Origin of the sequence: Agrobacterium tumefaciens, from assembly GCF_017726655.1 — a bacterium.
GTDB lineage: Bacteria > Pseudomonadota > Alphaproteobacteria > Rhizobiales > Rhizobiaceae > Agrobacterium > Agrobacterium tumefaciens_B.
In genome coordinates this window covers 451,638-464,552 of record NZ_CP072309.1, presented here as the reverse complement: position 1 = coordinate 464,552, position 12,915 = coordinate 451,638, and the positions used below count along the sequence as shown (strand labels likewise).

Here is a 12,915-nt window from a genome sequence, read left to right as displayed (position 1 = left end):
AATCTATTAATGAAATTGTAAAAATGGAACCTTCATGCCCCCTGGTCGAGGCTGCTTTCGTGCGGACGACCAACGGCGGCATAGGTGAAGCCATGGGCGGCAACCTCATCCGTGCGGTAGATATTGCGCAGATCCACCAGAACGGGGCTCTTCATGATGGCCTTGAGACGCGGTAGATCGAGCGCGCGGAACTGGTTCCATTCCGTCACGATAACCACGGCGTCGGCGTCCTGCGCCGCCTCGTAAGGGCCGGTTGCATAATCGATGTCTTCGATCAGGTGCCGGGCATTCGTCATGCCTTCGGGATCGTAACCCACAATTTTCGCTCCGCCATCCTGCAGGGTCTGGATGATGGCAATGGCCGGGCTGTCGCGCATGTCGTCCGTATTCGGCTTGAAGGTGAGGCCGAGAACAGCAATCTTCTTGCCGCGCACATCGCCCCCCACGGCATTGATGACCTTGCGGCCCATGGCGCGCTTGCGGTTGTCGTTGATGGCAATGGTGGTTTCGATCAGTCGCACCGGTGCGTCATAATCCTGCGCGGTCTTGGCAAGCGCCAGCGTATCCTTGGGAAAGCATGAGCCGCCATAGCCCGGCCCGGCATGCAGGAATTTCGACCCGATACGGCCGTCCAGGCCGATGCCGCGCGAGACGTCCTGTACGTTGGCACCGACTTTTTCGCATAGATCAGCCATCTCGTTGATGAAGGTGATTTTCATCGCCAGGAAAGCATTGGCGGCATATTTGATCAGTTCGGACGCTCTTCTGGTGGTGAAAAGGAGCGGCGACTGGTTGAGGTAAAGCGGTCGATACACCTCGGTCATGACCGGGCGGGCGCGCTCGTCCGAAAGGCCGACGACGATGCGGTCCGGCCGCTTGAAATCCTCGATGGCGGCGCCTTCGCGCAGAAACTCCGGATTGGAGACCACGGCAAAATCGGCAGATGGATTTTCCTCGCGGATGATGCGTTCCACCTCGTCGCCAGTGCCGACGGGAACGGTCGATTTGGTGACGATGACGGTGAAGCCGTCGAGCGCATGGGCAATCTCTTTTGCCGCCGCATAGACATAGCCCAGATCGGCGTGCCCATCGCCGCGCCGCGACGGCGTGCCGACCGCTATGAAGACGACATCGGCATTGGCCACGGCTGCCGAAAGATCGGTGGTGAAGCTCAACCGGCCCGCTTTGGTATTGTTGGCGACGATGGTTTCAAGACCCGGCTCGAAGATCGGTATATGGCCGCTTTTCAACGCCTCGATTTTCTCCGGCATCTTGTCGACGCAAACCACGTCATGCCCGAAATCTGCAAAGCATGCGCCGGACACAAGACCGACATAACCCGAACCAATCATTACAATTCGCATTCGTTTTCCTTTCGGTTAGCAGGGCGATGGTAACGCATCGGCAGCCGATGGGGAAACTGGCGGATGAAAAAAACCGTCGCAATGGTTAGCCGCCATCGTGTCAGGCACCAGCCCCTTTATCATCACCGGCTAACCGCTTTCCGTGACGGTGATGTGATGCCCCGCGGGACAAATTTGCCGCACCTCGCAGCCATTTGCATCGATGTTGGAGGATGGCCCAATTTTGCCGGTTTTGCGGCTTGCACTCATAGGTAGCCGGGTCTAGCCATAGGGTGAGGATCAAATCTGCCAGACTGTCTGTCCCTACAGGGGCATCCGGGTCGCGTGTCACGCGACTGGGATACGCTTTGCGTTGCGGTCTATGTTCGGGGAAGTCGAATGCAAAAGGGTTTTCTGCTCGGTCTGTTCGCCTATGCGACTTTCTCCATGGGCGATGCCACCATCAAGTCGCTGGGATCTCAGATCAGCGTTTTTGAAATCGGTTTCTTCAGCATCCTGTTTTCCGGCATTTTCATCTTCTTCAGCAAGCCGCGGGAAGAGAGATGGCGTGAATTCTGGCGCATGAGTCGCCCCTTTGCCGTGCATGGCCGCGCGATTTCCGGCCTTTTTGCGGGTATTTTCGGCATCTATGCCTTCACCACCATTCCGCTGGCGGAAGCCTATGCACTGATCTTCCTGTCACCGCTCTTCGTGACCGTGCTGTCAGCTTTTGTGTTGAAGGAGAATATCGGCCCTTGGCGCTGGGCGGCGGTACTCGCCGGCATCGTCGGTGTCATCCTCGTCGTACGGCCGGGGTTCAAGACTCTGGAGCTCGGGCACATCGCCGCCATCGGTGTCGCCTTCCTTGCTGCCATGACCATAGTGCTCTTGCGTTCGCTCGCGGGAAAGGAAAAGCGCACCTCGATCATGGGTGTGCTGTTGATCTATGGTTTGACCTTCAATGGAATTGCCGCAATCCCCGATTTCGTCGTGCCCAATTTGCACCAGTTGCTCGCATTCGCTTTCATCGGGCTTTGCACGGCAACGGGTCAGATCACCCTCTTGGTCGCAACCCGTATTGCGCCGGCAAGCCAGATCGCGCCATCGCATTATTCGCAAATCCTTTGGGCCGTAGCGATTGGCATGACGTTCTTCCATGAATATCCTGATGCCATCGCCGTGCTCGGGCTCGCCGTCATCGCCGCATCGGGGTTGCTGACGATGATCCGCGAAAAGGTGAGGCTGGGCACAGTGCGCTGGAACCCGTTTTTCCGCAATCGCCTTTGAAATCATTCGTGGTTTGAAACAGTGCGTCAACCGAAGCGTGTCTTGTGAAAGGATGACGACCCGTTCCATATGGCGTTCATCGATAGATGAACGGGGAGCCGCAAATGCTCGTGGATGGAAAATGGACCGCCGAATGGCATCCGGTGCAGGCGACCGACACGAAAGGCGGCTTCGTTCGCCAGACTTCAGGTTTCCGCAACTGGGTAACTCCAGATGGTTCTGCCGGACCAACGGGTGAGGGCGGTTTTGCGGCGGAAGCTGGCCGTTATCATCTTTACGTCGCGCTGATCTGCCCTTGGGCGTCGCGGACGCTGATCGGGCGAAAGCTGAAGAAGCTGGAAGATGTCATTTCGGTCTCGGTGGTGGAGCCGGCACTCTCGGACGAAGGCTGGAAATTCGGTGACTATCCGGGTTCGGACCGCGATATGCTCAACGGCTTCATCCATATGCATGAGGTCTATACCAGTGCGGACCAACACTACACCGGTCGCGCCACAGTGCCGGTTTTGTGGGACAAGAAGACGAGAACCATCGTCAACAACGAGTCTGCCGATATCCTGCGGATACTGAATGACGGCTTTGGTAATCTTGCCGATAATGGCGTTGATCTCTATCCCGAAGCGCTGCGCAACGAGATCGATGCGCTTAACGACCACATCTATCCGCGCCTTAACAACGGCGTTTACCGAACCGGTTTCGCCACCACACAAGGGGCTTATGAAGAGGCCTTTGCAGATGTGTTCTCGACGCTCCAGGAGCTGGAAAATCGCCTTCTTTCAGGTGGACCTTTTCTTTTCGGCCATCAGCTCACCGAGACGGATGTCAGGCTTTTTGTGACGCTGGTGCGTTTCGATGCTGCCTATTACGGCCTGTTTAAATGCAATCTTCGCCGTATCGCAGATTATACCGCATTACAGGCTTATATGATGCGGGTGCTGGACATTCCAGGCGTGCGCGAAACGGTCAATATCGACCATATCAAGCGCGGCTATTATTCCATCAAAGCACTCAATCCGACCCGTATCGTTCCTGTTGGTCCTGATCTTCCGGGGCTGGACGACGTCGCCTCGGGCTGGGCAGGCTGAAGAAGCAGCACTCAGACTGGTCTGCCGACCTGGTCGAGCAGCCACGCCTGGAAGCTGCGGGCAAGCGCATTGTCCTGCCGTCCTTCCGGCAGGGCGACATAATAGCTCTTGTCGGTCTGCAGGGGGATGTCAAAAACGATTTCGAGGCGGCCGGACGCCAGTTCGGCCTCGATCAGATACCGTGGCAGGAGGGCGAAGCCGATGCCGCTCGCTGCGGCCTCGATGATCATCGAAAACTGATCGAAACGGCTGCCCTGGTAGGCATTGTCTGCCATCACTCCGTTCATTTCCAGCCACTCCGTCCAGAGCTTCGGGCGGGTGGTCACATGAAGCAGCGGCTTTGCGGCCAGATCCTGGACATGGGTCACGCCGGCGCGGCGAAGCAGGGAAGGGCTCGCCACAGGAACGATGACCTCATTGCACAGGAAGGTGCAGGTGCCGTGCGCCCAGACCGGCTGGCCATAATGGATGGCGAGATCGAAACCCTCCTCATCGAAATCGAAGGGGTGGGATCGTGAGCCGATGGTGATCGTCATATCAGGATTGGCATCGATGAAGCGATAGAGGCGCGGCATCAGCCAGCGGCTTCCAAACGTCGGTAGTGTCGCGACGGAGAGCGATGCGTGGGAGGTACCGGCAGAAACTGCACGCACCATCAACTGTTCGGATTGCTGCAACAGGCGCCGCACGTCCGGCAGAAATTTCCGGCCCGCCTCTGACAGGACAACCCGTCTGCGGATACGCTCGAAAAGCTGCATGCCCGTCTGCGCTTCCAGCTCGCCGATCTGCCGGCTCACCGCACTCTGCGTGAGGTTGAGTTCTTCGGCCGCGCGCGTAAAATTGCCGTGCCGTGCCGCGCATTCGAACGCTAGCAGGGTGACGATATCAGGAACCAGTCTTCTGCGCGGGTCCATTCCATTCTCGCATCAACTTACCCGCGTTTCTCATTGGAAACGGGTTGTTATGGTCATATATGATTACGGGAAAGAATGGAACGGCGTTTCCCGGCAATGCCGGCGCAGTTTCAGAGAACGAACGAAAAATTCGGGGAAAGAAGAGTGGCGGGAGTTGAAGGCGCCGTGTCAAGCGGCCTTTCCTCCCTTTCAACCAAAAGGATGATGGACATGGATGCGATGACGAAGCTCGACGTGAAACAGGAAGCTGCGGCCCTGCTCGACAGGATGGGCGTTGACCGCGATCTCTATACCGGTGGCGACATGGCGTCCTTCAGCCCCGTCACGGGTGAGCAGATCGCGAGCCTCAAAACCGTGTCGGTCGAAGGCGTCGCTGCTGTGATCGAAAAGGGCGATGCGGCTTTCCGGACCTGGCGCAACGTGCCGGCGCCCCGCCGCGGCGAATTGATCCGCCTGCTGGGCGAAGAACTGCGCGCCTTCAAGACCGATCTTGGCCGTCTCGTTTCGCTGGAAGCGGGCAAAATCCCGTCCGAAGGTCTCGGTGAAGTGCAGGAAATGATCGATATCTGCGATTTCGCCGTCGGTCTGTCCCGCCAGCTTTATGGTCTCACCATCGCCACCGAACGGCCCGGCCACCGGATGATGGAGACCTGGCATCCGCTGGGTGTCGTCGGCGTCATCTCGGCCTTCAACTTCCCCGTTGCCGTCTGGTCGTGGAATGCCGCACTTGCCCTCGTCTGTGGTAACTCGGTTGTCTGGAAGCCTTCGGAGAAGACCCCGCTCACGGCTCTTGCCGTTCAGGGCATTTTCGAGCGCGCCGCGGCCCGCTTTGGCGATGCGCCGGAAGGCCTGTCCCAGTTGCTGATCGGTGACCGCGCTGTTGGCGAGGCGCTGGTCGATCATCCAAAGGTACCGCTCGTCTCGGCCACCGGCTCCACCCGCATGGGCCGTGATGTCGGCCCGCGCCTGGCAAAGCGCTTCGCCCGCGCCATTCTGGAACTCGGCGGCAACAATGCCGGCATCGTCTGCCCGTCTGCCGATCTCGACATGGCGCTGCGCGCCATCGCCTTTGGCGCCATGGGCACGGCCGGCCAGCGCTGCACCACGCTTCGCCGCCTTTTCGTGCATGACAGCGTCTATGACGAGCTGGTGCCGCGTCTGAAGAAAGCCTATGCCTCCGTCTCCGTCGGCAATCCGCTGGAAAGTTCCGCACTCGTCGGCCCGCTGGTCGACAAGGCGGCCTTTGACGGCATGCAGAAGGCGCTCGAGGCCGCCAAGGCGGCCGGTGGCGCGGTACACGGCGGCGACCGCGTGGATACGGGTGCGGCAGATGCCTATTACGTAAAACCAGCACTGGTTGAAATGCCCAAGCAGGTTGGCCCCGTTCTGGAAGAGACGTTCGCCCCGATCCTCTACGTCATGAAGTACAGCGATCTCGACCAGGCGATCGACGCGCATAATGCTGTCGCCGCCGGACTTTCCTCCTCGATCTTCACTCGCGACATTCAGGAGTCCGAGCGGTTCCTGTCGTCGGAAGGCTCGGATTGCGGCATCGCCAATGTCAATATCGGTACCTCGGGTGCTGAAATCGGCGGCGCATTCGGCGGTGAGAAGGAAACCGGGGGTGGACGTGAATCCGGTTCGGATTCCTGGAAGGCCTATATGCGCCGCGCGACCAACACCATCAACTACTCCAAGGCGTTGCCTCTGGCGCAGGGCGTTTCCTTCGATATCGAATAAGCTCGGGCCATTGCGATTGATCTCTATGCCGGCGCCCCTCGCGCCGGCATTTTGTTGAGGCGAAAAGAATGTCGCCGCGATTATTTGCGGGAAGGCCCAATGGCGGCGGAATTTTATTTCCGCCATATCAGTTATATTGAATTATTGTCTCTCTATCGTTTTTGTCGGAAACCCTAGCATCACTCCATATCGCAGACCGGCCAGTGGGGCTGGTGATAGGAGATGAAATGCCAGCCATTACCCGACGCGCCCTTTCCGCCGGTCTCATCGCGGCAGCCGCATTTTCAACGCTCGCGTTCTCCGCCCAAGGTGGGGAAGAACTGAAAATCGGATACCAGAAAACCGGCCTGCCAGTTATCGCAAGGCAGCAGGGCGTCATCGAAAAGGCGCTTGAGGCAAAGGGCGTCAAGGTTTCCTGGGTGGAGTTCACGGCAGGCCCACCGCTGGTGGAGGCCCTGAATGTCGGTTCCATCAATGTTGGCTGGACGGGGGATGCGCCGCCGATTTTCGGACAGGCGGCAGGTTCGGCGATTGTTTACGTCGCGGCGCTTCCTTCGAACGGCAAGGGCGAGGCGGTCTTTACCAAGACTGAAAGCGGCATCAAGTCAGTGGCTGATCTCAAGGGCAAGAAGATTGGGGTCGGCAAAGGCACCAGTGCTCACAATCTTCTGGTAGCGGCTTTGGAAAAGAACGGCCTGAAATTCAGCGATATCGAGGTGACCTATCTTAGCCCCGCCGATGCTGCCGCCGCTTTTGCCAGCGACAAGATCGATGCCTGGGCAGTGTGGGATCCTTTCTACGCGATAGCCGAAACCCGCTACAAGCCTGTCACTCTTGCGCGGACGAGCGACATTCTTGATGTCAAAACCTATTTCCTCGCCAACCGGGACTATGCCAAATCGCATGGCGACACCATCAACACGACGATCGATGCGCTCGGAGAGGCCGCGACGTGGTCCGCCGCCAATCGCGACAAGGTTGCTTCGGCGCTGCATGAGGTGACGGGTGTTCCGCTCGAGGCGCAAACGCTTGCCGCCAACCGCTCGGAGTTTGGCATTACCAAGATCGATGACAAGATCATCCCCAGCCAGCAGGAAACCGCCGATCGCTTTTATCGTCTCGGCCTTATCCCGAAACAGATCAGCATCAAGGATGCTGTCTGGTCGGGCGCGACGAACTGAGCCGGAGGATATGCCGTGAGCAGCAGTAAGCGCATCGAGTTTGGCGGTATCATCGGTTGGCTGCTTCCCGCACTCATCCTCGTAGGGTGGGAGGCGGCAGCAAGGGCGGGGGTGATTTCGGCTAACGTCCTGCCAGCACCTTCCGCCGTCGCGGAAGCATTCTGGCGTCTGCTCCTATCCGGCGAGCTTGTTGCCAATATCGGGGTAAGTTCTGCCCGGGCACTCGCAGGCTTCGCCATCGGGGGCTCCATCGGTTTCATTTTCGGGCTGGCAAATGGTCTCTCCAGATTTTCCCGAAGCTTCACCGATACGACGCTGCAGATGATCCGCAACATCCCGCATCTGGCGCTCATTCCGCTCGTCATCCTATGGTTCGGCATTGATGAGGAAGCCAAGCTCTTTCTGGTCGCGCTCGGCGTGTTTTTCCCCATCTACATCAACACGCTGCTCGGCATTCAGGGTGTCGATCCGCAACTGGTGGAGATGGGCCGGACCTACGGCATGACGCCCTTTACGCTGTTTCGAAGGGTCATCCTGCCGGGCGCGCTGCCATCCATCTTTACCGGATTGCGGTATGCCCTTGGCATCATGTGGCTGACGCTGATCGTCGCAGAAACAATCTCCTCATCGTCCGGTTTGGGTTACATGGCGATGCAGGCGCGTGAATTCCTGCTGATCGATGTCGTGGTTCTGTCGATCCTCATCTATGCACTCCTCGGCAAGCTCGCCGACAGTTTCGCCCGCTTCCTGGAAAGCGTCTTCCTGCAATGGCATCCAGCCTTCAAGAAAGCCTGAGGTAACCCATGTCGAACGGTAATGTGACGACGCTGAGACGCCCCGACGCTACGCAATCCCTTCCATCCGGAACCGAAGCGCGGATTGTGGAACGCGCCAAACTGGACGAAAGCAAGGTTGCCTTCAGTTTTCGAAACGTCACGAAGAGTTTTGGCGATAAACCCGTTCTGCGCGGCATCGATCTCGATGTGCGGGAAGGCGAGTTTCTGGCCATCATCGGCAAGAGCGGCTGCGGCAAAAGCACGCTTTTGCGCATTCTGGCGGGCCTCGACACGCCGACGACCGGAACCGTGTCGAAGGATGCATCCAGCCGAACCCGCATGATGTTTCAGGAGCCGCGCTTGCTGCCTTGGGAGAGGATCGCAAGCAATGTTTCCGTTGGGTTGACTGGCATCGCCAAAGGCGAAGCGGCGCAGGAGCAGGCGCTTGCCATTCTTGAAGAGGTCGGCCTGAAGGACCGGGCAGGGGAATGGCCCTACGTCCTCTCCGGCGGCCAGAAGCAGCGCGTGGCCTTGGCACGCGCCCTTGTCGCCCATCCGCAGATACTGGCGCTGGATGAGCCGCTCGGTGCGCTCGATGCGCTCACCCGCATCGAAATGCAGCTTCTTCTGGAACGCATCTGGCGCAAGCAGAAATTTACAGCCGTCCTCGTCACCCACGATGTCTCGGAGGCCGTTGCGCTCGCAGACCGCATTGTTGTCATCGATGAAGGGCGCATCGCGCTCGACCTCGATGTAAAATTGCCGCGCCCACGTCGCCACGGCACCGCCGAGTTTGCCAAATTGGAAGAGCAGGTCCTGGACCAGCTTTTTGGCCGTGGCGAGAGCAACGGATGAGGTTGACCGGCAGGGCCTGAGCCCCGCCGGTTTCGTGTTTAGCCGATGCTCATCAGGCTGGCGTTGCCGCCAGCCGCCGTGGTGTTGACGCTGACGGAAACCTCTTCAACGAGCCAATCCAGCGTGTAAGGCTGGCTGTCACCCTCGAGCGCCTCCGTGGTTGCGGCCTGAACCAGAACCAACGGTCCCGGAAGGGCGGCGATCTTCCTGTTCACGTCTACCACCCGCTCCGCATCCCCTTCGACAAGCGCCCCTGCGAAGGGACCGGCCTTCGACCATTCATCCGCCCAGACAATCCGTGATGTGACAGTTGCCGGAAGGCCGTAGGTGGATTTTTCCAATCCCGATACATTGTCGATGACAGCGGTGTTGCCGGTTGCGAGCGCCGCGGCGAGCTGGCGGTAAAGCCCCTGTTCGGTTGCCGGCACTAGCAGGATTTTTCCGCGCGGATGAAGCGCGTAGACGTTGCGCTCGCCAACGGGTCCGGCAAGCTCCGTCTCAAAGCCCAGGCCGGAATGCGCTGCAGCCTGGCGTGTGGCCTCGGCCGCAACGGTCTCGCCGTTTTCATCCAGCCAGCGGGCGAGTTCGACCGCAGCCTGATCTTGCTGGCTGGCGATGCGGTCGATCTTCGGTGCTTTCTCCGTCATGCGGCCAAGATAGAGCGGGCCGCCGGCCTTGGGGCCGGTCCCGGAAAGGCCGCGGCCGCCAAAGGGCTGCACGCCGACCACCGCGCCGATGATGTTGCGGTTCACGTACATATTGCCGGCCGCCACGCGGGAAAGCACATGCTGGATCGTATCATCGAGACGTGTGTGCAGTCCAAAAGTCAATCCGTAACCGGTAGCGTTGATGTCATCGATCAGCCGGTCGAGATTGTCGCGCTTGAAGCGGATGACATGCAGCACCGGCCCGAAGACCTCGCGCTTCAGGTCAGCAAGCGATTTCATCTCGATGATGGTCGGCGGCACGAAGGTGCCCTTGCCGGTTTCGCCGGCAAGCGTGATCTGCTCGATCCTGTGGCCAAGCGCGCGCATACCTTCGATATGCTTTTCAATGATGCCCTTGGCCTCAGCGGTTATGACGGGGCCGACGTCGACCGAGAGCCGGTCCGTGCGGCCGATGCCCAATTCGTGCAATGCGCCTTTCAGCATGGTCAGCGTGCGGTCCGCCACGTCTTCCTGTAGGCACAGAATGCGCAATGCCGAGCAGCGCTGGCCGGCGCTGTCGAAGGCGGAGGCAATGACGTCGGCGACGACCTGTTCGGCAAGAGCCGAGGAATCGACGATCATGGCGTTCTGGCCGCCGGTCTCGGCAATCAACGGCACCGGCTGGCCATTGGCCAGAACCCGGCCGGCAAGCTGGCCTTGAATCAGCCGCGCCACTTCCGTGGAACCGGTGAACATGACGCCCGCCGTCAGCGGCGATCCGACAAGTGCTGCCCCCGTCTTGCCGTCGCCCGGCAGAAGCTGCACGGCATCCTGCGGAACCCCTGCCTCAAGCAGCAGGCGCACGCCCTGCGCGGCGATCAGCGGCGTCTCTTCAGCGGGCTTTGCGAGAACCGGATTGCCGGCAACCAGCGCCGCCGTCACCTGACCGATGAAGATGGCGAGCGGGAAGTTCCACGGGCTGATGCAGACGACCGGGCCAAGCGGCGCTTCGCCGGCCTTGAGATTTTTACGGGCTTCCCCGGCATAGTACCGCAGGAAGTCGATCGCCTCACGCACCTCGGCAATGGCGTTCGGCATGGATTTGCCGGCTTCGCGCATTATGAGGCCGAGCAGTGCAGGCATTTCGGCCTGCATGGCGTCTGCTGCGCGTTCCAGGCAGGCGGCGCGTTCGTTGACCGGGGTTGAGGGCCAGCCAGAGGCCGCGGCCCGCTGCATGGCCGCTTCGACATCGGCTTGCGTCGGTTCGGTGACATAGCCGACGATATCATTATGGTCACCAGGGTTGCGAACCGGGCGGGTTTCGCCGTTCGCCTGTGGTGCGGCGGCCGTCCACTCCTTTGTTGCGCCCGCCTTCAGCGTTTCATTGAGGGCGGAAAGCGTCGTTTCGCTGGAAAGGTCAAGGCCCGAAGAATTTTTTCGTTCCGGGCCGAACAGGCCGTCAGGGGCTGCAATGCGATCGTGGCGTGCGCCGGGAACGGCATAGGACTTGACGACCGCGACCGGGTCCTCCAGCAGGGAATCCACCGGCACGGCAGGATCGGCAATGCGGTTGACGAAGGACGAATTCGCACCGTTTTCCAACAGACGGCGGACAAGATAGGCCAGCAGCGTCTCATGGGTACCGACGGGGGCATAGAACCGGCAGGGCCGGTCGAGCTTCTTTTTGCCGACGACTTCGCTGTAAAGCGGCTCGCCCATGCCGTGCAGGCACTGGAACTCGTAGTCGCCGGGTTTGAAGTCAGGGCCGGCGAGATGGTAGATCGTCGCCATGGACTGCGCGTTGTGGGTCGCAAACTGCGGGAAGATGACGTCGCGCGCGGCGAGCAGCTTGCGGGCGCAGGCAATGTAGGAGACATCGGTGTGCACTTTCCGGGTAAAGACCGGGAAGTCTTCCAGTCCTTCCACCTGCGCGCGCTTGATTTCCGCGTCCCAATAGGCGCCCTTGACGAGACGCACCATGATACGGCGGCCCGAACGGCGGGCAAGATCGATGATGTAATCCAGAACGAAGGGGCAGCGACGACCATAGGCCTGCACGACGAAACCGAGGCCATCCCAGCCTGCGAGGTCCTTGTCGAGCGCCAGTTCTTCCAGAAGGTCGAGTGAAAGCTCAAGCCGGTCGGCTTCTTCCGCATCAATGTTGAGGCCGATGTCATATTGTTTGCTGAGCAGCATCAGCGATTTCACGCGGGGCAAAAGTTCCGCCATCACGCGTTCGGCCTGCGAGCGGGCGTATCGCGGGTGAAGCGCCGAAAGCTTGATGGAAATGCCTGGCCCGCCGTAGATACCGCGACCGGCAGAGGCCTTGCCGATGGCGTGAATGGCGTTTTCATAATCCTTATAATAGCGCTCGGCATCCCTGGCGGTGGTCGCCGCCTCGCCCAGCATGTCATAGGAATATTGAAAGCCATGCTCCTCCAGCGGCTTCGACCGCTTGATCGCTTCGCCGATCGTTTCGCCCGTCACGAACTGTTCGCCCATCATGCGCATGGCCATGTCGACGCCGCGGCGGATAACGGGTTCGCCGGCCCGGGCAATCAGCTTCGTCAGAGCGGCCGACAACCCGCTGTCGTTGACGGTCGAGGTGAGCTTTCCGGTAATGACAAGGCCCCAGGTGGCTGCATTGACGAAGAGCGAGCGCCCTCCGCCGATATGGGACTTCCAGTCACCGCGGGCGATCTTGTCGCGGATCAGTGCATCGCGGGTAGCGGTGTCTGGAATGCGCAGCAGTGCCTCGGCAAGGCACATCAGCGCCACACCTTCATGGCTTGACAGCGAATATTCCTGCACCAGCCCCTCGACGCCCGTGCCCTTCGTTTTGGCGCGCAGGGCTTCGATAAGTTTGCGGGCGGTGGCGCGAATGGCTTTCGCCTCATCAGCCGTTACCGTCGCTGCCTCGATCAACGGCGCCATGCATTCTTCTTCGGCACGGCGATAAGCCGCCGTGATCGCCTTGCGCAGGGGGCTCTGCTCGCGCACTGCCGGCGCGAAATTCTGGAAGATACCATTCGCCACTACACCGGCGTTGCTTGCACCATCGGCCATTCTGAAAATCCTGATAACGCT

At 59.9% G+C, this 12,915-nt stretch carries 9 protein-coding genes; 6 read left to right on the top strand and 3 right to left on the bottom strand.

Features of this window, described 5'->3' with window-relative positions:
* Nucleotides 1–32: 32 nt before the first annotated feature.
* Complete coding sequence (locus AT6N2_RS16235) at nt 33–1,364, bottom strand: UDP-glucose dehydrogenase family protein (RefSeq protein ID WP_209090216.1); 1,332 nt, start codon at nt 1,362–1,364, stop codon at nt 33–35.
* Nucleotides 1,365–1,742: 378 nt separating this feature from the next.
* Between AT6N2_RS16235 and AT6N2_RS16230 the strand changes: the two genes are divergently transcribed.
* Nucleotides 1,743–2,630, top strand: a complete 888-nt coding sequence (locus AT6N2_RS16230) for a DMT family transporter (protein WP_209090214.1) — start codon at nt 1,743–1,745, stop codon at nt 2,628–2,630.
* A gap of 104 nt (nt 2,631–2,734) precedes the next feature.
* On the top strand, nt 2,735–3,715 hold the full coding sequence (locus AT6N2_RS16225; RefSeq protein WP_209090212.1) for a glutathione S-transferase family protein: 981 nt from the start codon (nt 2,735–2,737) through the stop codon (nt 3,713–3,715).
* An 11-nt stretch (nt 3,716–3,726) separates the two neighbouring features.
* On the opposite strand, the gene AT6N2_RS16220 is transcribed toward AT6N2_RS16225, so the two are convergent.
* Nucleotides 3,727–4,629, bottom strand: a complete 903-nt coding sequence (locus AT6N2_RS16220) for a LysR family transcriptional regulator (RefSeq protein WP_209090209.1) — start codon at nt 4,627–4,629, stop codon at nt 3,727–3,729.
* Nucleotides 4,630–4,839: 210 nt separating this feature from the next.
* On the opposite strand from AT6N2_RS16220, the gene AT6N2_RS16215 reads away from it, so the two are divergent.
* From AT6N2_RS16215 to AT6N2_RS16200, 4 genes are all read left to right on the top strand, one after another.
* A complete protein-coding gene (locus AT6N2_RS16215; RefSeq protein WP_209090207.1) occupies nt 4,840–6,369 on the top strand; it encodes an L-piperidine-6-carboxylate dehydrogenase in 1,530 nt (509 codons plus the stop codon).
* A gap of 227 nt (nt 6,370–6,596) precedes the next feature.
* The gene (locus AT6N2_RS16210; protein WP_209090205.1) at nt 6,597–7,550 is read left to right on the top strand and encodes an aliphatic sulfonate ABC transporter substrate-binding protein; all 954 of its coding nucleotides are present in this window, start codon (nt 6,597–6,599) and stop codon (nt 7,548–7,550) included.
* Between the two features lie 15 nt (nt 7,551–7,565).
* Nucleotides 7,566–8,345 carry an ABC transporter permease subunit gene (locus tag AT6N2_RS16205; protein ID WP_063947224.1) on the top strand — a complete coding sequence of 260 codons (780 nt, stop codon included), beginning with the start codon at nt 7,566–7,568 and terminating at the stop codon, nt 8,343–8,345.
* Nucleotides 8,346–8,353: 8 nt separating this feature from the next.
* Nucleotides 8,354–9,181: an ABC transporter ATP-binding protein gene (locus tag AT6N2_RS16200; RefSeq protein WP_209090203.1), complete on the top strand. Its 828-nt coding sequence runs from the start codon at nt 8,354–8,356 to the stop codon at nt 9,179–9,181.
* Between the two features lie 38 nt (nt 9,182–9,219).
* On the opposite strand, the gene putA is transcribed toward AT6N2_RS16200, so the two are convergent.
* Nucleotides 9,220–12,894, bottom strand: a complete 3,675-nt coding sequence (gene putA, locus AT6N2_RS16195) for a trifunctional transcriptional regulator/proline dehydrogenase/L-glutamate gamma-semialdehyde dehydrogenase (RefSeq protein ID WP_209090201.1) — start codon at nt 12,892–12,894, stop codon at nt 9,220–9,222.
* Between the last annotated feature and the right edge of the window lie 21 nt (nt 12,895–12,915).

What these genes read in the sequence shown, in the direction of transcription:
- AT6N2_RS16230 (WP_209090214.1), top strand. Translation starts at nt 1,743, where the DNA reads ATGCAAAAGGGTTTTCTGCTCGGTCTGTTCGCCTATGCGACTTTCTCC.
- putA (WP_209090201.1), bottom strand. Translation starts at nt 12,894, where the DNA reads ATGGCCGATGGTGCAAGCAACGCCGGTGTAGTGGCGAATGGTATCTTC.
- AT6N2_RS16235 (WP_209090216.1), bottom strand. Translation starts at nt 1,364, where the DNA reads ATGCGAATTGTAATGATTGGTTCGGGTTATGTCGGTCTTGTGTCCGGC.
- AT6N2_RS16210 (WP_209090205.1), top strand. Translation starts at nt 6,597, where the DNA reads ATGCCAGCCATTACCCGACGCGCCCTTTCCGCCGGTCTCATCGCGGCA.
- AT6N2_RS16200 (WP_209090203.1), top strand. Translation starts at nt 8,354, where the DNA reads ATGTCGAACGGTAATGTGACGACGCTGAGACGCCCCGACGCTACGCAA.
- AT6N2_RS16220 (WP_209090209.1), bottom strand. Translation starts at nt 4,629, where the DNA reads ATGGACCCGCGCAGAAGACTGGTTCCTGATATCGTCACCCTGCTAGCG.
- AT6N2_RS16215 (WP_209090207.1), top strand. Translation starts at nt 4,840, where the DNA reads ATGGATGCGATGACGAAGCTCGACGTGAAACAGGAAGCTGCGGCCCTG.
- AT6N2_RS16225 (WP_209090212.1), top strand. Translation starts at nt 2,735, where the DNA reads ATGCTCGTGGATGGAAAATGGACCGCCGAATGGCATCCGGTGCAGGCG.